Below are 19,283 nucleotides of genomic sequence, written 5' to 3'. Positions count from 1 at the left end.
ACACGGGCCCGGCCGCTACAGGATCCTGGAACAGCGTCCGTGCCGAGCCCGCGAAAGCCGGACAGTTGGGGGGATTCCCCTATCGAACACCCTCTCAGAGCCAGCCGCGCTCGTCCGCCACCCGCAGCGCCTCCAGCCGGTTGCGGCTGGCGGTCTTGGCGATCGCGGAGGAGAAGTAGTTGCGGACCGTCCCCTCCGATAGGTACAGCTTGGCGGCTATCTCGGCCACGTCCGCGCCCGAGCGGCAGGCGTTCAGGACGTCGCGCTCGCGCGCGGTGAGCGGGGAGGCGCCCGCGGCGAGGGTCGCGGCGGCGAGCTCCGGGTCCACGACCCGCTCCCCCGCGTCGACCCGGCGGATCGCGTCGGCCAGCACCTCGGCCGGCGCGTCCTTGACGACGAAGCCGACGGCGCCGGCCTCCATCGCGCGCCGCAGGTAGCCGGCCCGACCGAACGTCGTGAGGATCACCACCCGGCAGTCCGGCACCTGCTGGGCGAGGACCGCGGCGGCGGCGAGGCCGTCCAGTCCGGGCATCTCGATGTCCAGCAGGGCCACGTCGGGCCGGTGCTCGCGGGCCGCGTCCACGACCTGGTCGCCGCGGCCGACGACGGCGACGACGGTGAAGTCGTCCTCCAGGTCGAGCAGCGTGCGCAGGGCGGTACGGACCAGCTCCTGGTCCTCCGCGAGCAGGAGACGGATCGTCATGGGCTTCCTTCCCGGACTTCCCGGCCTTCCCGGGCTTGCCGACCTTCCCGGACTGGCCGGCCTTCCCGGACGGGTGCGTGCGGCCGGCCGGGGAGCGCGGGGACGGTGACCCGCAGCCGCCACCCGCGCGGGCCCAGCGGGCCGGCCTCGACGTTACCGTCCGCCGCCGCGACCCGTTCGCGCAGGCCCGCGAGCCCCTTGCCGTCGCCGACGGCGGAGTCCTTGCCCGGCCCGTCGTCGCGGATCTCCACCGAGGTGCCGGTGAGCAGCACCGTGCAGCGGGCCGCGCGGGCGTGCCGGACGACGTTGGTCAGGCCCTCCCGGACGACCCAGCCGAACAGCTCCCGGTGCGCGGGGGCCACCGCGTCGGTGGCGCCCGGCAGGTCGGCGACCACTCCGGCGGCCCGCAACAGCTCGCGGCCGCGCGCGAGTTCGGCGGCCAGCGTCACCTCGCGGTAGCCGGAGACGGCCGCCCGCACGTCGGCGAGCGCCTGCCGGGAGAGGTCCTCCACGGCGGCCATCTCCTCGACCGCGAGGGCGAGGTCCTTGGCGGCGAGCCGCTGCGCCAGCCGGGACTTGACGGTGATCGCGGTGAGCGAGTGCCCGAGCAGGTCGTGCAGGTCCCGGGCGATCCGGTTGCGCTCGGCCTCCGAGGCCAGGCGCGCCACCTCGGCCCGGGCGGCGACCAGTTCCTGGTTGGTGGTGGCGATCTCGGAGAACCCGCGCACGGTCAGCGAGCTGAAGAGCAGGGCCAGCGCCTGGAACCAGCCGGGCCCGCTGTGCCAGGGGCGCACCGCCCACGGCAGGACGAGGGCGCCCACCGTGCCGGCCACCACGGCCGCGGTGGCCCGGGCGGGGAACAGCACGGCGACGAACGAGACCACGCCGGTGCCCAGGAAGAAGGCGTCGGCGTGGGCGAAGGGCAGGGCCGCCGCGAACAGCGCCGCCTGCCCGGCCGTCAGGAGCTCGGCCTGCCGCCGCCGGCCCCGGGCGAACGCGATGCCGCCGGCCGCGTAGCAGACCGTGAAGGCCGCGACGACCGCGTACCCGGCGACGGCCCGCGCCCCGGCGACGGTGTGGGACACGCCCAGGGCGGTGAGGGCCGGGTAGACGAGCATCCCGGTGGCCAGCATGACGCGCCGCCAGCCGTACGCCCACGGGTGCGATCCCGGGTCGGGGCCTTCGTCGGTCACGGGTGTTCCTTCCGTCGGTCGGGGTCCGGCTCGCGGGCCGGGGCTCGGTCCGCCGGGTCGGAGCTCAGCTCTGCGGGGCGGCCGCCGTGAAGAGCGTACGCAGGTGGCGTCCGTTGAGGATCACGGCCACCCCCAGCAGCAGGGCGCCGCACAGCGCCTGCTCGGCCTTCATCCAGAACGGGAAGGTACCCGGCAGGGCGATGATCACGACGATCGCGACGAGCATCGCGGTCGAGATGATCCGCAGCCGGCGGAACGCCCCGGTGGAGCCCCCGGCCGCCTTGACGGCCAGGACGAGCGTGATCACCGAGCTGGCCGCGACGGCGCTGCCGCGGATCCAGACGGCGACGTTGACGAGGTCGGGGTGGCCGGCGAGCGCGACGATCGCGGCCATCGTGACGAGGCTGATCCCCAGGTAGGCGCCCAGGAGGCGGCGGATGGTGCGGAAGGCCCGGAGGGTCTCGGGGTGGTTCAGATCGGTCGAGGTCATGGCATTCATGCTGGCCGGGGGCACCCCGCGCGGGGCAGTGTGCTCGCACACGGATGGGCCGTGACAAATGTCAGCACCCCCCCGGGCCGGCATCGGCCGGCTCGGCCCGCCCCCGGCCCGGCACCGCCCGGTTCGGCTCACCCCCAGCCCGGCACCGGCGGCTGCGGCCACGGCGGCGGGACCGGCAGCCCCGCGTCCGGCGCCGGGCCGCGGCCCGCGAGCCAGGCGAGCAGCGCGTGGCCGGGGCCGGCCGCGGTCGGGCCGGCCGCGGTCGGGCCAGCCGGGGCGACGGTCCAGGAGCGGCCGAGGTCGACGGCCTCGAACCGGCCGACCGGGAATCCTCGTTCGGCGAGTGCGGCGGCGGTCTCCGCCAGGGCCGCCGCGACGAAACCGGCCGGCCACGCGGCCGGAGTGTGACCGAGGGCCAGGTCGGTGTGGTGGACCTCCAGTTCGCGCCGCGCGCGGTGGAGGGTGTACCAGGCCGGGTGCTTCCAGCCCGCGAGGGCCGAGACGAGGACGGACCAGCGCTCGGCGGGCATCGCCGACACCTCGTCGAGCAGCCGGTCGAGGCTCGCGCGCAGGTCGGCGGCGAGGGCGGGGACGTCCCGCCGGGCGCCCTCGTGCAGCAGGCGCTCCAGGGTGGCGCCGTCCGCCCTGGGGCCGGGCTCGACTCCGGTGCGGGCCAGGACGAGCAGCCAGGTGTAGACGTCGGCGCTGCGGGCGACGTGGGTGACGACGTGCGCCCGGCTCCAGCCGGGCAGCGCCGAGGGCCCGCGCGCCTCCGCCTCGGTCAGGGCCGAGACGGAGGCGGCGAACCGGGCGGCGGACGCGCGGACGGCGTCGGGGAGTGCGGTGCGGTCTTCCACGGTGGTGCCCGACTTCCTTGCTCTGTACGGTCGTTCCGGGTGCAGCTTTGCTACTGGGCGGCTAACTTCCCTGTTCCGCCAGGGTCTTGATGCCGTCGAGGGTGGCCGTCATGCCGGTGCGCAGTTCACCGAGGCGGACCTCGATGATCTGCTCCTCGCGGTCCGGCCAGCGGTCGATGGCGGCCGTCACGCCGTTGCGGCCGGGGCCGATCAGCACCGAGTGGCGCAGCCGGGTGCCGCCGTCCTCCGGTGTGAGCTCGTAGCGCCAGGAGGCGAGGGAGGCCGCCGGGTCCACCGAGGGGCGGCCGAACCGGCCGTCCGCGTCGGTGACGATCCATGCGAACACCTCCCGGTCGGTCAGCTCGGTCACGTGGGAGACCGTCCGCCAGTTGCCCAGCCGCTCGTTCTCGTTGTGCCCCTCGAAGCGGGCCCCGACCGCGGGCCCGTCCGCGCCGTCGAGCCAGGCGACGCCCCGGAGTTCGGGGCTGAGCCGGGCGGGCAGGGCGATGTCGGTGATCAGCGACCAGACCTCCTCGACCGTGGCCTTGATGTGCACCTCGCAGTACGTCCGCGGTCCGTCCGCGTATCGCATGGCGCTTCCCCTCCGTCGCCGGGACCTTCACGGTTCCCGGGTGGTGACCGTCCGTGATGTTAGCGAGTTGTCATGGACCTCGACAGGTGCCGGACGAATCCCCGGCGATCTCCTCGGCCCGCTCACCGGACCCTCGACGTTCGGCCGCCCCGCCCGACGGACAATCCGTTCGCAGACCGTCGGTTCCCGGTCACCACGGCGCGGGCCAGCCGGACCAGGTCCGGGATGGCCGGGTGTGCCGGGACGCCCCGGCGCCAGGCCAGGAACAGCGGGACGGGCGGGGCGTCGGCGAGCGGGCGGTAGGCGATCGCGGGGTGCTTGTGCAGCCGGGGCGTCGCGGCCGTCGAGATGCCGACGGCCCGGCCGGCCGCGATGGCGGTCAGCCACTCGTCGGTGTTGGCGACCTCGATCGTCGCCGTGGGGCGGTGGCCGGCCGGCCACAGGTCGAGGGTCGTGGTGCCGGCGACCGTGTTGAGGGCGACCGGCCACGCCGCGAGGTCCGCGAGGGTGAGGACCTCGCGGTCGGCGAGGTCGCTCGCGGCGGGCACCACCGCCACCCGCTCCTCGTCCAGCAGCAGCTCGGTGACGAGACCAGGCGCCGTGACCTCGCCGCGCAGCAGGGCGATGTCGACCCGGCCCTGGGTGAGGCCGGCCGTGCGGTCGTCGATGCGGCGCAGTTCGAGCGGCACGTCGGGGTGCTCGTCGTCCCAGCGGCGCAGCAGCGGGATGGTGTGGTCGCCGAGGGCGGCCCAGGGGTGGCCGAGGCGCAGCGGCGGGGAGGCGAGCGTGCGGGGGTCGAGGGCGCTGTCCACGGCGGCGAGCGCGGCGGCGGCGCGGTCGCGGAAGGTGCGGCCGGCGGCGGTGAGCTCCAGGTGGTGGGTGGAGCGGTCGATCAGGCGGACGCCGAGGTGGTCCTCCAGCTGGCGCAGGGTCCGGGAGAGCGCGGGCTGGCCGGTGTGGAGGCGGGTGGCGGCGCGGGTGATCGTGCCCTCCTCGACGATGGCGAGGAAGGCCCGCAGGTGGCGCAGCTCGATGGTCATGCTTCGGAAGCATAACGGCTTGCCATTCGGCATTTCCCGGGGCACGAACGAATCCCTACCGTGGGGGCATGACGAACACGATGTCCGGGATGTCCCGGACGGCGGCGGCCGCCGCGCCCCGCGCGGCGTCCCATCCGGCGCCCCACCCGGCGGGACGGCCCGTCGCGCCGTCCCGGAGCGGCCTCGGCGGGATCGGGCTGGTGCTGGGCGGCACGCTGTCGGTGCAGTTCGGCTCGGCCGTCGCCGCCCTGCTGTTCCCGCGCGTCGGGCCGTTCGGGACGGTCGCTCTGCGGGTGACGATCGCGGCCGTGCTGCTGCTGGCCGTCTGCCGGCCCCGGCTGCGCGGCCACAGCCGCGGGGACTGGGCCGTCGCCGGGGCCTTCGGGGTGGCGCTCGGCGGCATGAACATCCTCTTCTACCAGGCGATCGACCGGATCCCGCTGGGCCCCGCCGTGACGCTGGAGGTGCTCGGCCCGCTCGTGCTGTCGGTGGTCGCCGCCCGCCGGGCGGTGAGCCTGGTGTGGGCGGCGCTCGCGCTCGCGGGCGTCTTCCTGCTCGGCCGGGACGGCTTCGAGCGGCTCGACCTGACGGGCGCCGGGTTCGCGCTCGCCGCCGGCGCCCTGTGGGCGGCGTACATCGTCCTCAACTCCCGCTCCGGGGCCCGCTTCCCGCGCCTGGACGGGCTCGTGGTGGCGATGGCCGTGGCGGCGCTGATGAGCCTGCCGCTGGGGATCGCCGCCGCGGGCACCGCCCTGCTCGACCCCGCGGTGCTGGCGCTCGGGCTGGCCGTCGCACTGCTCTCCTCCGGCCTGCCGTACGCCCTGGAGGTGCTCGCCCTGCGGCGCCTGCCGGCGGCGACCTTCGCGGTGCTGATGAGCCTCGCCCCGGCGGTCGGCGCCCTGGCCGGCTTCCTGGTGCTGGGGCAGACCCTGTCGGCGTCGCAGTGCGCGGCGGTCGCCCTGGTGATGGCCGCGAGCGCGGGCGCCGTCCGCACCGGACCTCGGCCGAGACCATGAGACACCGACACCATCCGACGATCGAGCCAACACTGGCAACTGAGAGCAGGACCAAGATCCCAAGATGGTGGCCCGGACCACTCGGCGGTCCGGGCCATCTCTCGCCCTCGGGAAGAGTCCGAGGACACGAGATACCAACTCATCCCCTCACACGCCTTCCAGGCGTTCGCCCGCCCGTCCGGGACGGCCAAAGGGGTCCTGTCGTGGGAGCAGTGGCTGCCTCAGTCGACGCCTACCTCCATGTCATGCCGGCATCCGCTGCCAACAGCCCTACCCGAGCGGCTGTTCTGGTTCGCGGGGCACCTCGGTCGAGCCCGTTACCACCATTAGCAGCACGTCCTGGGCCCACTCCACCCAGCGAAGTTCACCATCAACGCGCTTGGTGATGGTGGTCGGCCTGAACGTTTCGCGCTCAGGGTCGTCGGTGTCGCCCGCCCGGACCCAGCACAGCCTAACCATCCCGTCCATCAGGGATTCGAGCCAGCCCCGTTGGGGCTCCGGTGTTGCTGCGACTCCCCGATTGAAGACCGCAAAGAACCGACTCGTGAACTGGGCGACAGTCGGTTGCACCGCATTTACTGCTGCAATCTCGGCCGGTCCATCACCCCAACGCCCTGCATCGGCCATTTCCTGGTACGTGGCTCGGAGTTCTTCGAGCTGCTCATGAAAGTTGAGAGCGGCCTTCTGCGCCACTGCCTGTCTACTGTGCTCCCAAAGAGCGTAATCCAGCTGCTGCACCGAGCTTTCTGACCGAACCTCATAGACCTGCTTCTCAAGTTCGGAAATGTGCTGCAGGTCTGCCCGACGCTTTTCACGAAGAGCATGGAGCTCCGTCTCGACCTGGACCAGGTGCTCTCGTTCTCCTTCCAACGCCTGACGAAGCTCGCGAGTCTGCTCGCGTGCTTCATCAAGTTCAGCAGACAACGTAGGCTCCGGGATCGGCCATTGATCCCGGGCCGCGTAAATCAGCGAGCGTGTTCTAGCCACGTCCTCGGGCCGAGGGCTTGTACCCTCGCATTGCGCAACGACCTGATGCAGCGCAAAGGCCAGCTCTGGGCGCGGAAGTTCGCGACCGTTCAGGAACTTGGACAGCCGTGTCCGGTCCACGCGCAGGCCGCCCATGCCCAGCCTGTCCGCAAGCTTCGCAGACGAGAGACCGGTCCGGCTTCGGAGACACCGCAGATGGTCGGCCAACTCCCGTCTGGAAGGTGTCAGCTGGTGCCCGAGTGGGATCAGCCCACGCTGCGACTCTGCTGGCTGACGCTCCATTCCAACCTCACCATTCTGGTTGCTGTTACCCGCAAGGTGCGATCCACCAGCGCAAGGTGGCGTTGCCAACTGGCGCAACCAGCACCTTACTTGCTGTGATCGGACCATATCGAAACAGGAACCACTCGGAGACTTGCATGCCTCGATCGCACACCGCACGCCCGTTCGTCGACATCCGCATCGGCGGCCTCAGACTGACTGCTCAACGCTGCTCGACCCGTTTGATCGTCACCCTGTGCTCACTCACCGGAGCCCTCACGGGTTTCCTCGCGCTGCACCGGTAACCGAAACCGATCCGTGGCGGTGATTCGGTCGCAGCGAAGTGCAAGGGCCAGTCGAGCCGGAAACGGTGGCGGCCCAGATTGCGCGATGCTATCCGGGCCTTCGCAGGACACGAGATTCGAACGCGGGCGGGGTCAAGGCCCACGATTCCTGCGACCCCGCCTCGCTCTCCTGCCACGTCGCCCAGATCAACTACGAACTTGGCGGCCGCGAAAGAGCGATTCGCGCGCTCCAGTACTCCGAGACGGCCCGCCCGGCCGTCTACCACCGGGCCCGCATCCGCCACCGCGCCATGCTCGCCTAACGGCAGCTCGAAGGCGGCCGGCTGGAGGAAGCCGCCCAGAGCTGGAACCTCGCCCTGGACGACTTCCCCCACGTCCAGTCCGGCCGCGCCGACGACCGCTTCCGTACCCCGCTCTCCACGACCCAGCACACCCCCGCAACCCCACGCCCGCAAACTCCTTCACGGCGGCCGGCCAATCGCCCCTCGCACAGCCTGAGCCACGCCCTTCGGTGATCAGCGTCGGCGGCCGGGGGCACCAGCGGTCCCGGCGCCGGCCTGCATTCTCCCGAACGCCGTTGCCGGAGTTCGCAGCTGTACTGACCACGCGGGCCGGAGAGGGTGGTGAGCGGCCCCCGATCCCTGCTATACGAGTGTGAACGAGACCAGGACCGTGACCGGTGCACTGATGTCCCTGCAACTGCACGGACAGCTGGATGGCCAAAGGTGCTGCGCCGATCAGCCTTTGCCGAGGGAGCGGAGCATGTGTCAGTCCCGCACACGATGATGGTGGCCGGGTCGAAGAACCCTCCGATCGCACGGAGAGGAGCTTAGGTGAAGCGGTGGTTGCTGCTGACGCAGGAGAGGGGATCGGCGTCCAGCTCGACTCCCCGGATTGAGGAGTGGGAGAACGGGCACTTCGCGGTCGCGGACGCGTCTGCCCATGTGGGTGACTCTGTCCTGCTGTGGCGCCGCGGACGTGGCGGCGGGGCCGTCGCGCTCGGGCGGATCGTCGAGACGGCCGTCATCGGATCGCCTGTGTCTCTCCGGTCGATGATTCTGGGCCAGCAGGACGGTGAGGAAGCCGCACCTCGTCCGGCTCGGTGCAGGGTACGCGTGGACTTCGACAGGCCGTTTCCGGCCTCACCGCTCTCGGCTGACCTGTGGGGTGTTCCCAAGCTGGGGCAGATCGTCCGGGTAGCGGGGCGTGACCTGACGGCAATCTCCTTGACGGACGCACAATGGGAGGCGCTGACTCGATGGATCGAGCGTCCGCAGCCGCCAGCCGACTGGCTTTCGGCGTGGAACATTACCCCAGGGGCTGTGGTCAGCCGTACACAACTGCACGATGTTTACGGCGGGAACTCGCGGGTCGCAGCCGGCCCCAGCGCGAAGACACGGAATGTATTTCTCTTCCTGAACCAAGCATCCGCCGTTGCGGAGTTGACTCCACGTCTGAGCGGCGATGTGCTGCTCGCGGCCGGGCAGGTTCAACTCGGTGATCATCTCTCCATGGAGAATCTCGGGGTGCTAAGCCATCTCCGGCGCGGACTGCCGTTGCGCGTCTTCGAGGTGCGACGTGGCGAGTGCTTCTACTTCGGCGAGTTCGCCATCATCGAGGACCTTCCAGTTGCCCGGTGGATTGAGACCGGCGAGCCAAAAGTCAGCAACTTTGGAAGCATGGAATTCGTCCAGGTGCGGCAGGTGCCAGTTTTGCGACTGCGTCAGCTGAACGGCGTCCGACCGTTCGCCGACGGACCGGATCCCTTTGACGGGGCTCCCCGGATCACTCTGAGCCTTCGGTTGGCTAGCACCGACGATAGGTGCGATGCGGCTCCCGGACACAGGGGCTATGAGCCGCCAGTAGAGGGAGCCGCCTCAGAGGCAGGCTGCGGATCGGGCGGCTCTACGGGAGCAGACACCATCAGGAGGCTGCTGAGCCTGCTGGAGCACGATCCTGAGGCCGCTCAGGCGATCGGTGAGATCGACGAGGCCCAGGCGTTTGCAACTCTTGTGCAGCATGCGAGGAGACGGACCGATCTCGCTGCGTTGCGGGCCGTGGCAGAGAACCCGGACAGCACGGAGAGTGATCTCCAGAAGTGTCTGCAGCGAATGACTTGGGTCTTCGGCGGGGACTTCCTCTCCGGCTCCGCTCGACGGGACCTGACCGCACAGGATCAGCTCGACCTATCTCTGATCCGGCCAGATGGGTCTCTGCACGGTGTAGAGATCAAGAAAGCCAAGATCAGTAGCCTCATCAAGAGGCACCGCAACCACCTCACTGTAGGCGCCGACATCAATGATGCGATGGGGCAGGCGCTGAACTACCTGCGCAGCCTCGACGAGCATCGGCATCAGATCTTGGCCGACTTCAGCATCGACTGCCGCCGTGCCACGATGACCATCGTTATCGGGCATACGTCGTTCGTTGCAGGAAGGATCACTGCAGCGGAGGTCGCCGAGACGATCAGGACTTACAACAGCAACATGACCCGGATCACGGTCGTCACCTATGACCAGCTCATCGACGCTGCGCAGCGCACTCTCGACCTGACGGAGCCGCCTACTTCTGAGCGGTAGGACTTGCAGTGAACTCGAACTAGGCCGGCGCCTTTCGAACGGTTCCGCCCAACGGTTTGCCGTCGGCTTGAGGTTGCGCCGGGCGCTATCTCGCTTCAAAGGCTGCGCACGCTTAAGCAAACAGGCGGCGAAAACGTCATAGGGCCCGATCAAGGTTTCGGTCGGGCCCTACGTCTGCCGAGGCGAGGATAGGAGATTCGAAGTCGGGAGTGGGTACCCGCAGCATGCATTCCAACCTACGGGTGCCAGGGTCTCACCCCAGCTCGGCGACCAGGCGGGTGGCGAGCGGGACGGGGACGGCGTGGCGGGCGGCGGCGCGGAGGAGGGCTCCGCCGATGGCGTCGAGCTCCAGGGGGCGGCCAGCCTCGGCGTCGCGTTGCATGGAGGACTTCGCGGTGGGCGGGAACGCGTCGTAGAGCGCCAGCGACTTCGCCGGATCCGCCGGGGCCCCGCACGCGCGGGCGACGGCGGCGGCCTCCGCCACGAGGGCCTCCAGCTCGGCGCGGTGATCGGTGCGGACGCTCCCGATCGGGCTCCCGTACCGGGTGGTGAGCAGCGCGAACGGCGCGAGGAACGCGAACTTGGCCCACAGCACGGCCGGTTCGTCCTCGCTCACCCGGGTGCGCACGCCCGCGCCGTCGAGCAGCCGCGCCACCGCGTCGAGCCGGTCGGCCGGACCGGCGAGGTCGATCTCGGTGAACGGGCTGCCGTGCTCGACCACGCCCGGCGCCACCCGGGCCGACTCGACCCGGACGACGGCCCCGACGACCCGCTCCGCCCCGAACCGCGCGCGCAGCCGCGCCGGATGCTCGATGCCGTTGAGCAGCGGCACCACCAGTCCGTCGGCGACGAGGGCGGGCGGCACCCGCTCCAGCGCCTCCGCCAGGTGGGTGTGCTTGACGGTCACCAGGCACAGGTCGACGGACTCGCGCAGCGCGGTGTCCGCCTCCACGGGTGCGGTGAACTCGCCGAACTGGGCGCTGCGCACCCGGATCCCGTCCCGGCGCAGCACCTCGGCGGTCGCCTCCCCGGCGAGGCAGATCACCCGGTGCCCGGCCCGCGCGAGCAGCGCGGCGAGCAGCCCGCCGACCCCGCCGGGGCCGAGCACGGCGACCGTCCGGCGGGGGCCGTCGGGACCGGAGGGAGCGGCGGTCGCGGGAGCCGGGGCGGGGGTGCGCGCGGTGGCGGCCGCTGCGCCGGGGCCGGGCGCGGCTTCGGGGCCGAGGACGGTCCGGCAGTCCGCCCACGCGGCCGGACTCAGGAGCGGCCGCAGCCGGGTGAACAGGGCGAGCAGGTCCGCGCCCCACCGCTCGCGGAAGGCCGGGTCGGTCCGGGCGAGGTCGAGCTCGTTGGCGGCGGTCAGCTCGGCGAAGTCGCGCAGCTCGGACGGGTCCGGGGTGAGCGCGCGGCCGGTGAAGCGGTCGTGGAAGGCGGCGTCCGGGCCGGGCAGTCCGGGGTAGGTGGCGCGGCGGTCGCAGCTCGCGTACCGGTGGACGATCCGCTCGGCCCCGGGGCCGATCACGGCGGCCAGGTCGGAGCGGCGGTCGAGCGGCAGGAGGGCGGTGGGGAAGCCGTCCGTCCCGTAGGCGGCGTGGCAGAGCCCGGCGAGCTGGAGGTCCGGGCGGGCGCCCCAGTCGGCGAGCCGGAGGCGGACGCGTTCCAGGTGGGCGAGCAGGGTGCCGCCTGGGTGCGGTACTTCGGCCGCGCCGAGCGAGCGCAGGAAGGAGACGGCATGGTCGATCGTCAACTCGGTGTTCCTCTCGGGGGATTGTGGGTCGGCACCCGCCGTGCCCCGCCTTGCGTCCGGAACGCGCGAGGACAGCGGGCGGGTTGCCGCCCTGGGCCCTGCAGCGATGATCGAGCCGCGCGGACATCCAAGTCAATCCACGGATTCACTGGGGAACCCCCAAGGGAAAGCTTGGGTCCGCAACGACGTACGGTGGCCGCCGTGACCCTCGACGATCTCCGCGTCTTCGCCGCGGTGTGCCGGGCCGGCTCGCTCAGCGCCGTCGCCCGCCGGCTGTCCTGCACGCAGTCCGCCGTCAGCCAGCACGTGAAGCGGCTCGAACGGGAGCTGGGCGTCGTCCTGCTCGAACGCCACCCGCGCGGCGTCGTGCCGACGAAGGCCGGGCAGCTGCTGCGCGCGGCGGCCGTCGACAGCCTCGGCGGCATCGAGCACGCGTTGCGCGGCATCGACGAACTCGCCCGCGGGGAGGGCGGATCGGTGCGGATCACGACCGGCGCCACCAGCATCCGGCACTTCATGTCCGCGGCCGTCGTCGACTTCCGCCGCCGCTTCCCGGGGGTGAGCCTGGAGTTCCAGACGGAGGTGTCCAGCCGCAGCTGCTTCGAGGCGCTCGCCGCGGGCCGCGTCGACCTCGCCTGGATCTCGCTCGGTGCGCCCGCGCGCGGGATCGAGCAGCGGCCGGTCGTCGAAATGCCCTGGGTGCTCGCCGTCGCCGCCGGGGACCCGCTCGCCGGCCGCACCCACGTCGACCCGGTCGACCTCCAGGACGCCCGCCTCATCGGGCTGCCGCAGAACTCCGTCTCGCGTTCCCAGCTCGACTCCTGGCTCGCCGGATCGGGCATCCGGCCGGTCTTCGACACCAGCGTCGCGGACTGGGACACCGCGATCCTGCTGGCCGAGCTCGGCCTCGGCCAGGCCGTCGTGCCCGCCCTCCCCGAGTGGCAGGGCCCGGGCCACCCCGGCCTGCGGCTGATCCCGCTGCCGGCCCTCCCCGCGCTCACCGCCGGCTGGGCCGTCCGCCGCTGGGACACCCTCTCGCCGCCGGCCCGCGCCTTCGCGGACACCGTCGCCGAGCACTGCGGGACGTGAGCGCGCGCCGCGCGGGCCGGGCGGACCGGCGGACCGGGCAGACCCGGCGGCGGTCTGCCGCGGATACCCGTCCGGGCGGCAAGCGGATCTGCTAGAAGTGGGAACGATCCGCCCGAGGGCGGGCGCCCGGGAGAGGTGATGCAGATGTGGCCCAGGGTCAACGGCATGCGGTCGATGGAGCTCGGCACTCCGGACGGGATGCGGGCGGAGCTGAACTCCCTGGCGCTGGCCGGGCACAAGACCGCCACCACCGGCCTGCTGGACGACTACGCCAAGGAAACCGAGGGCCTGGAGTACCCCGGCGAACGCCTGGCGCTGGTGGACGACCAGGGACGGTTCGTCGCCGCCATCGAGATCACGGGCGTGGAGGTGAAGCCCTTCGGCGAGGTGACCTGGGGACACGCGCAGGCCGAGGGAGAGGGCTTCACCTCACTGGAGGAGTGGCGCGCCGGGCACCGGCGGTACTGGGACCGCCTCGGCACCGCGGTGGAGGACCGCACTCCCGTCGTCTGCCTGGCCTTCCGCCTCGTCGCCGAGGACTGATCCGCCCCGGGCGCGGGGCCCCGGACCGGCAGCTGCGCTCAGGCGAAGGAGGCCAGCGCCCACACCGCCAACGTCCACGTCGGCAACGCCCCACACCGCCAACACGCCGCCACCGCCCCACGCCGCCACCGCCCTACGGCAGGAACGCCCCCACCGCCGCCCGCGTCAGCGTCCGGAAGCGCTGCTCGCCGAGGGCACCCGGGAAGTGGCCGCCGCGTTCCAGGCTGATCACGCCGTGCGCGGCCGCCCACAGCGTGTCCGTCACCTCGTCCACGTCCGCGTCCGCCCGCAGCACGCCCGCCTCGACGCACGCCCGCGCCGCCTCCCGCAGCACGTCGAGGCTCGTCGCGGCGGCCGTCCTGCACTCGTCGTCCGGGACGAAGCCGGGCACGCCCTCGCCGTGCATGACGCCGTAGAAGTTGGGCTCCTCCAGCGCGTTGGCCCGGTAGGCGCGGCCGAGGGCGGCCAGGTGCGCGGCCGGGTCGTCGCCGCGGGGCACCGCGTCCAGGCGGCGGCGCAGCCGGGCGAAGCCCTCCAGGTAGAGCTCCCGCGTGATGCCGTCCTTGGCCCCGAAGTGCCGGTACAGGACGGTGGTCGAGCAGTCCGCGGCGGCGGCGACGCGGCGCATGCTCAGCGCGGCCGGGCCCTCGGCGGCGAGCAGGCCGGCGGCGATGTCCAGCAGGGCGGTGCGCAGCGCGGCCTCGCCCAGGGCCTGGGCCCGGGCGAAGGCGCCGGTGGGTGATTTGGCGGGCATGCGGACGATTCTCCCGTACGCCCTAACCGCGCTCCGGCAGCGGGCGGTAGATCGGCACGCCCGCCTCCTCCAGCGCGGCCCGGCGGGCGAAGTACTCGTCGCCCATCGGGTCGACGCCGAGCAGCGGCATCGCGCTGCGCCACGTGGTGACGTCCTCCGGGGCGAGGTCGGCGGCCGTCGCGAAGTGCCGTTCGGCGGCGCCCGGGTGGCCGTGGCGCAGCAGCCACAGGGCGAGTGCGGCCTCGGTGCGGGCGCGCTGGCGCGCGGGGGTGCCCGGCTCGGTCAGTGCGGCGACGGCGGCGGGGTCGACGCCCGGGTCGCCGGTGGCCGCCCAGCGGCGCAGCGCGTCGAGCGTCAGGCCGGAGTCGAGGCCGCTCATCGAGCGGAAGAGGTCGGTCGCGAACTGGGTGTCGTTGGGCCGGACGATGCGGCCGTCCTCGTCGATCCAGACCGCGGTGGGGACGTTGAGCAGCTGGTAGAGGTCGGCGACCCGGCCGTCGACGTCGATCAGCGCCGGGTGGGTCGGCGCGGCCTCGGCGATCCAGGGCGCGGCGTCCTCGGTCCTGCGGTCGACGGCGACGCTCAGCACGGAGAAGCCGTCGGCGGCGAGTTCGGCGTGCAGGCGCTCCCACGTGGGCAGGTCGTAGCGGCAGCCGCACCAGGAGGCCCAGAAGACCAGCGCGACCTTGCGCCCGCGCAGGTCGCTCAGCGCGTGCCGGGTGCCGTGGACGTCCGGGAGCGAGAAGTCGGGCGCCTCGCCGGCGGCCAGGGCGGCGGAGCGGTCGGCGGCGGAGGCGCCGAGGGCGAGGACGCCGGCGGCGGGCTCGGCGGCCACCGGGCGGCCGAGCAGGGCGGCGAAGGCGGTGAGGTCGAGGCGGCCGGCGTCCTCGAACCGGGCGACGGCCGCCGCCGGGACGCAGACGTCGCCGCGGCACCAGCCCTGCGGTTTGCGGGTGAAGCCCAGCGCGCGTTCGACGTCCGCGTGGGCGAGCCAGACGTGCGGGTCCGCGCCGTCCGGCGCGGGGCGCAGGTCGGCCGCGACGCGGGTCTCGGTGTGGTCGTCCAGGATCGTCAGCTCGACGGTGCCGCTCATCGCACGCCTCCTCGATCGAAATAACGCCGTTACTTGAGAATAACGGCGTTATTTCGGGGACCGCAACCCCTCAGCGGTCCAGGAAACGCTTCAGCCCGTCCCGGACCCCGTCGGTCGGCACCGTCGCGGCGAACCAGGCCGCCTCGACGGCCAGTCCCTCGTCGATCGGCAGGTTGATCCCGCGCGTGACGGCCCGCAGGCAGGCGGCGACCGCCGTCGGCGCGTGCCGGACGATCCGGTCGACCAGGTGCCGGGCCGCGTCCATCAACTCCTCCGCCGGCACGACCGCGTTCACGATCCCCAGCTCGGCCGCCCGCGCCGCCGGGACCGGGTCCCCGGTGAGGATCATCTCCAGGGCGCGCTTGCGCCCGACGTGCCGCGGCAGCCGCTGCGAGCCGCCGAAGGGCGGCGGGAAGCCCAGCGTGATCTCCGGCTTGGCGAAGGTCGCGTGCCCGGCCGCGATCGCCAGCGGCGCCGCCTCCGTGATCTCGCAGCCCCCGCCGTACGCCAGCCCGTTGACGGCCACGACGATCGGCTTCGGGAACTCCTCGATCCGCCGGGTCAGCGCGTGCCCGCGCCGCACGACCTCGCGCAGCGCCCGTTCCGTCCCGCCGGCGATGCTGCCGGCCAGCGACGGGATGTCGGCGCCCGCGCTGAAGGCGCGCGTCCCGGCGCCGGTGAGGATCACGGCCCGGACGGTGTCGTCGGCGTCGATCCGCGCGAGTTCGTCGAGCAGCGCGTCGATCGTCGGGTAGTCGAGGGCGTTGAGCTTGGCCTCGCGGTCGATGGTGAGGGTCACGACGTGCGCGTCACGGGCCACCCGGACGGTGCGGACGGTCATTGCGGCTGCTCCCTTGCGCCTGGCTGCGGTCGGGACCGAGGCTAGGGAGCGCCGTGCAGGACAATCCACTCATTGTCCTGGATACACCTGGGTACCCACGGGAGGCACAGGCCCATGCGACCGCCCGCCTACAAGGCCGTCGTCGACGAGTACGCCGCCGCGATCCGCTCCGGCGCGCTCCCGCCCGGCACCCGCCTGCCCACCCACCGGGAACTCGCCCGCGAGCGCCGCGTCGCCCTCGCCACCGCGACCCGCGTCTACGCCGAACTCGCCGCCGCCGGGCTGGTGGTGGGCGAACAGGGCCGCGGCACGTTCGTCCGGGTCCGCAGCGGCTACGACGGCGTCGAACCCTCGCGCACGCTCCCGGTGCCGCGCCTCGCCGACCTCTCGTTCAACCAGCCGCTCGCCCCCGGCCAGGGCGACGACCTCCGCCACGCGCTGCGCGCCCTCGCCGCCTCCGGCGACGCCGAGGCCCTGCTGCGCCAGGACCCGCCTGGCGGGCACCGGCACGACCGGGCGGTCGTCGCCACCTACCTGCTGGGGCGCGGTGTCGACACCACCCCCGAGAACGTGCTTCTGACCAGTGGCGCCCAGCAGGCGCTGGACTGTGTACTGCGCGCGCTCACCCGGCCCGGCGACGTCCTGGCCGTCGACGCGCTCGGCTACCCGGGCATCAAGCTGCTCGCCGCCGCCCACGGCCTCGACCTCGCACCCGTCCCGGTCACCCCGGCCGGCCCGGACCTCGACGCGCTCGACCGCCTGTGCCGGGCCCGCCGGGTCCGCGCGGTCTACACGATCCCCACCGTCCACAACCCGCTCGGCTGGGTGCTCGACCAGCGGCAGCGCGAGCGGCTGGCCGCGATCGCGACCGCCCGCGACCTCGTGGTCGTCGAGGACGGCACGTACGCGTTCCTGGAGCCCGCACCCCCTCCCCCGCTGCACGCCCTCGCGCCCGAACGGACCTGCTACGTGGCCGGGTTGTCGAAGAACGTGGCCCCCGGCCTGCGGTTCGGCTTCGCCGTCGTGCCCAAGCACCTCCTGCGGCCCGCCGCCTCCGCGCTGCGCGCCGCCGCGTGGGGCTCCCCGGGCCTGGTCACCGCGCTCGCCACCGGCTGGATCGCCGACGGCACGGTCGCCCGCCTGGAACGCCACCGCCGCGAGGACGCCGCCGCCCGCCAGGCCATCGCCCGGGCCGAACTCGCCGGGATGGACATCACCGCACACCCGTCGTCGTACGCGGTGTGGCTGACCCTGGAGGCCCACCAACGCCCGGACCAGGTGGCCGACCTGCTCGCCCGGGAGGGCATCCTGGTCTCCACCGCCGACGCCTTCGCCACCGGCCCGCACGTGCCGCACGCCCTCCGCCTCGCCCTGGCGACCCCGCCACGGCACGAACTCGGCGACGTGCTGGGGCGGTTGCGCAGGACGATCGAGTCCATCCCGCCGCCGTGACGCCCGGCCACGGCACTACCGCGAGGCCCGGACCGCCCGGCCGAAGCGGGAGGACCACTCACCGAGCCGCTCGACCAGTTCGGGCGGCTCGACGACGGTGAACTCCGCGCCGAGCGAACCGAGGGCCATGATCGGCCAGTTGAGGTCGTCGGCGGCCATCACGATCCGGCAGCGCCCCTCGTCCACCTCCTCGACCGCGCCCCACCGGCCGATCCGCTCGCGCACGCCCCCGGCCGGCGCGGCCACCACCGCCTCCACCCGGTACGGGCGGACCAGGCCGTTGACGCCCGCCCGGACGAACTCGGCGGCGTCGGCGGCCGGCAGCTCGCGCGGGGCGAACCGGCCGCCGCCGCCCTCGGGCGCCGTGAGCCGGTCGAGCCGGAAGGTGCGCCAGTCCTGCCGGGTGAGGTCGTACGCCACCAGGTACCAGCGGCGGTCCAGGCACACCAGCCGGTGCGGCTCGACGTGCCGGTCCGCCCGCCGGCCGTCCGCCGCCGTGTACGAGAAGCGCAGCCGCTCGGCGTCCCGGCAGGCCAGCGCCACCACCGTCAGCCCGTCCGGGTCCACCGCCGCCGCGGGGCGGCCGCCCCAGTCGACCGGCACCGTCATCGCCCGCAGCGCCTCCACCCGCCGCCGCAGCCGGGCCGGCATCACCTGCACCACCTTCGCCAGCACCCGCACCGACGCCTCGGCGATCCCCTCCACCGGGCTCTCCGCCGCCGCCTGGAGACCCACCGCCAGCGCGACCGCCTCCTCGTCGTCGATCACGAGCGGCGGCAGGGCGGCGCCCGCGGCGAGCTGGTAGCCGCCGTCGACCCCGCGCTGCGCCTCGACGGGGTAGCCGAGCTCGCGCAGCCGGTCGATGTCGCGGCGCAGCGTGCGGGCGGAGACGCCGAGCCGCTCGGCGAGCTCCTCGCCGGGCCAGTAGCGGTGCGTCTGCAGGAGGGAGAGCAGCCGGAGGGTGCGGGTGCTGGTGTTCGCCATGGCTCCAATTCTGCGCGCAATTCAGGTCAGGAAGTGGCCGCAATGGTCCCTACTGTGGTTCTTGTCCGAGGGAGCAGGAAGCAACACGGAAGGCGATCACCATGACCACCACCTCCACTGCCGTCGACAAGGCCACCGACACCACCGGCGAGCGCGCCGACCTCCTCGTGGCGCTGGCCAAGCAGCGGCACTTCCTGAGCTTCACCGCCCGCGACCTGACCGACGAGCAGGCCGGGGAGCGCACCACCGTCAGCGAGCTGTGCGTGGGCGGCCTGATCAAGCACGTGACGGTGGTCGAGAAGCTGTGGGCGAACTTCATCGTCGACGGCCCGTCCGCGTTCCCCGACTTCTCGTCCTTCACCGCGGAGGACTACGCCCGCCGCGCCGACGAGTTCCGCATGCTGCCCGGCGAGACCCTGGCGGGCATGCTCGCCGCGTACCGGGAAGTGGCCGCCCGCACGGACGAGTTGGTCGCCACCCTGCCCGACCTGGGTGCGATCCAGCCGCTTCCGAAGGCCCCCTGGTTCAAGGACGAGGCCTGGTCCGCGCGCCGCGTCCTGTTCCACGTCATCGCCGAGACCGCCCAGCACGCGGGCCACGCCGACATCATCCGCGAGGCCATCGACGGCGCGAAGAGCATGGGCTGACGGTCCGGCGGGGGGCGCGCCCGGGGCGCGCGGGGGCGGCGCCGACGGGGCGCCCGCGCGGGCCCCCGGGGGGGGGGTGGTGTTGCGGTTGTATATATCAA

At 73.1% G+C, this 19,283-nt stretch carries 18 protein-coding genes and 1 pseudogene; 6 read left to right on the top strand and 13 right to left on the bottom strand.

Going from position 1 to position 19,283, the window contains the following annotated elements; translation table 11 throughout:
- Window positions 1-94: 94 nt before the first annotated feature.
- The 6 genes from ACFV4F_RS17580 to ACFV4F_RS17555 form a co-directional block, all read right to left on the bottom strand.
- The gene (locus ACFV4F_RS17580) at window positions 95-703 is read right to left on the bottom strand and encodes a response regulator (protein WP_380503330.1); all 609 of its coding nucleotides are present in this window, start codon (window positions 701-703) and stop codon (window positions 95-97) included.
- Entirely contained in the window at window positions 700-1,896 is a 1,197-nt protein-coding gene (locus tag ACFV4F_RS17575) for a sensor histidine kinase (RefSeq protein WP_380503327.1), read from the bottom strand. Before ACFV4F_RS17575 ends, ACFV4F_RS17580 begins: the two co-directional genes overlap by 4 nt.
- A 64-nt stretch (window positions 1,897-1,960) precedes the next feature.
- Window positions 1,961-2,386 carry a hypothetical protein gene (locus ACFV4F_RS17570; RefSeq protein WP_380446340.1) on the bottom strand — a complete coding sequence of 142 codons (426 nt, stop codon included), beginning with the start codon at window positions 2,384-2,386 and terminating at the stop codon, window positions 1,961-1,963.
- A 137-nt stretch (window positions 2,387-2,523) separates the two neighbouring features.
- Entirely contained in the window at window positions 2,524-3,252 is a 729-nt protein-coding gene (locus ACFV4F_RS17565; RefSeq protein WP_380503324.1) for a maleylpyruvate isomerase family mycothiol-dependent enzyme, read from the bottom strand.
- A gap of 61 nt (window positions 3,253-3,313) precedes the next feature.
- Complete coding sequence (locus ACFV4F_RS17560) at window positions 3,314-3,844, bottom strand: SRPBCC family protein (protein ID WP_380446342.1); 531 nt, start codon at window positions 3,842-3,844, stop codon at window positions 3,314-3,316.
- A gap of 122 nt (window positions 3,845-3,966) precedes the next feature.
- On the bottom strand, window positions 3,967-4,884 hold the full coding sequence (locus ACFV4F_RS17555) for a LysR family transcriptional regulator (protein ID WP_380503321.1): 918 nt from the start codon (window positions 4,882-4,884) through the stop codon (window positions 3,967-3,969).
- Between the two features lie 68 nt (window positions 4,885-4,952).
- Between ACFV4F_RS17555 and ACFV4F_RS17550 the strand changes: the two genes are divergently transcribed.
- The gene (locus ACFV4F_RS17550) at window positions 4,953-5,900 is read left to right on the top strand and encodes a DMT family transporter (protein ID WP_380503318.1); all 948 of its coding nucleotides are present in this window, start codon (window positions 4,953-4,955) and stop codon (window positions 5,898-5,900) included.
- A gap of 270 nt (window positions 5,901-6,170) precedes the next feature.
- On the opposite strand, the gene ACFV4F_RS17545 is transcribed toward ACFV4F_RS17550, so the two are convergent.
- Window positions 6,171-7,169 (bottom strand): helix-turn-helix domain-containing protein, encoded by a 999-nt coding sequence (locus tag ACFV4F_RS17545; protein WP_380503315.1) that lies wholly within the window; start codon window positions 7,167-7,169, stop codon window positions 6,171-6,173.
- A 1,129-nt stretch (window positions 7,170-8,298) separates the two neighbouring features.
- Between ACFV4F_RS17545 and ACFV4F_RS17540 the strand changes: the two genes are divergently transcribed.
- On the top strand, window positions 8,299-10,032 hold the full coding sequence (locus ACFV4F_RS17540; protein ID WP_380503312.1) for a Shedu anti-phage system protein SduA domain-containing protein: 1,734 nt from the start codon (window positions 8,299-8,301) through the stop codon (window positions 10,030-10,032).
- Between the two features lie 253 nt (window positions 10,033-10,285).
- Here ACFV4F_RS17540 and ACFV4F_RS17535 read toward each other — a convergent pair whose 3' ends face one another.
- The gene (locus ACFV4F_RS17535) at window positions 10,286-11,140 is read right to left on the bottom strand and encodes a ketopantoate reductase family protein (RefSeq protein ID WP_380503336.1); all 855 of its coding nucleotides are present in this window, start codon (window positions 11,138-11,140) and stop codon (window positions 10,286-10,288) included.
- Between the two features lie 114 nt (window positions 11,141-11,254).
- Window positions 11,255-11,779, bottom strand: a pseudogene (locus ACFV4F_RS17530) (DUF6817 domain-containing protein); the annotation flags it as partial.
- A gap of 201 nt (window positions 11,780-11,980) precedes the next feature.
- On the opposite strand from ACFV4F_RS17530, the gene ACFV4F_RS17525 reads away from it, so the two are divergent.
- Complete coding sequence (locus tag ACFV4F_RS17525) at window positions 11,981-12,868, top strand: LysR family transcriptional regulator (RefSeq protein ID WP_380445056.1); 888 nt, start codon at window positions 11,981-11,983, stop codon at window positions 12,866-12,868.
- Between the two features lie 138 nt (window positions 12,869-13,006).
- The gene (locus ACFV4F_RS17520) at window positions 13,007-13,411 is read left to right on the top strand and encodes an ASCH domain-containing protein (RefSeq protein WP_380445057.1); all 405 of its coding nucleotides are present in this window, start codon (window positions 13,007-13,009) and stop codon (window positions 13,409-13,411) included.
- 133 nt (window positions 13,412-13,544) lie between these two features.
- On the opposite strand, the gene ACFV4F_RS17515 is transcribed toward ACFV4F_RS17520, so the two are convergent.
- The 3 genes from ACFV4F_RS17515 to ACFV4F_RS17505 all read right to left on the bottom strand — a co-directional run bounded on the left by ACFV4F_RS17515 (window position 13,545) and on the right by ACFV4F_RS17505 (window position 16,099).
- On the bottom strand, window positions 13,545-14,165 hold the full coding sequence (locus ACFV4F_RS17515) for a TetR/AcrR family transcriptional regulator (RefSeq protein ID WP_380445058.1): 621 nt from the start codon (window positions 14,163-14,165) through the stop codon (window positions 13,545-13,547).
- A gap of 22 nt (window positions 14,166-14,187) precedes the next feature.
- Window positions 14,188-15,258, bottom strand: a complete 1,071-nt coding sequence (locus ACFV4F_RS17510) for a redoxin domain-containing protein (protein WP_380445059.1) — start codon at window positions 15,256-15,258, stop codon at window positions 14,188-14,190.
- Window positions 15,259-15,328: 70 nt separating this feature from the next.
- Window positions 15,329-16,099, bottom strand: coding sequence for an enoyl-CoA hydratase-related protein (locus tag ACFV4F_RS17505; RefSeq protein WP_380445060.1), 771 nt, complete (start codon window positions 16,097-16,099; stop codon window positions 15,329-15,331).
- 114 nt (window positions 16,100-16,213) lie between these two features.
- Between ACFV4F_RS17505 and ACFV4F_RS17500 the strand changes: the two genes are divergently transcribed.
- Window positions 16,214-17,551: a PLP-dependent aminotransferase family protein gene (locus ACFV4F_RS17500; protein ID WP_380445061.1), complete on the top strand. Its 1,338-nt coding sequence runs from the start codon at window positions 16,214-16,216 to the stop codon at window positions 17,549-17,551.
- Between the two features lie 15 nt (window positions 17,552-17,566).
- On the opposite strand, the gene ACFV4F_RS17495 is transcribed toward ACFV4F_RS17500, so the two are convergent.
- Complete coding sequence (locus tag ACFV4F_RS17495) at window positions 17,567-18,535, bottom strand: helix-turn-helix transcriptional regulator (protein WP_380445062.1); 969 nt, start codon at window positions 18,533-18,535, stop codon at window positions 17,567-17,569.
- Window positions 18,536-18,636: 101 nt separating this feature from the next.
- Between ACFV4F_RS17495 and ACFV4F_RS17490 the strand changes: the two genes are divergently transcribed.
- Window positions 18,637-19,182, top strand: a complete 546-nt coding sequence (locus ACFV4F_RS17490; RefSeq protein WP_380445063.1) for a DinB family protein — start codon at window positions 18,637-18,639, stop codon at window positions 19,180-19,182.
- The last annotated feature ends 101 nt before the right edge of the window (window positions 19,183-19,283 follow it).

The organism is Kitasatospora sp. NPDC059722 (genome assembly GCF_042733235.1).
Lineage (GTDB): Bacteria > Actinomycetota > Actinomycetes > Streptomycetales > Streptomycetaceae > Kitasatospora.
This window is presented reverse-complemented; position numbering and strand designations above follow the sequence as displayed.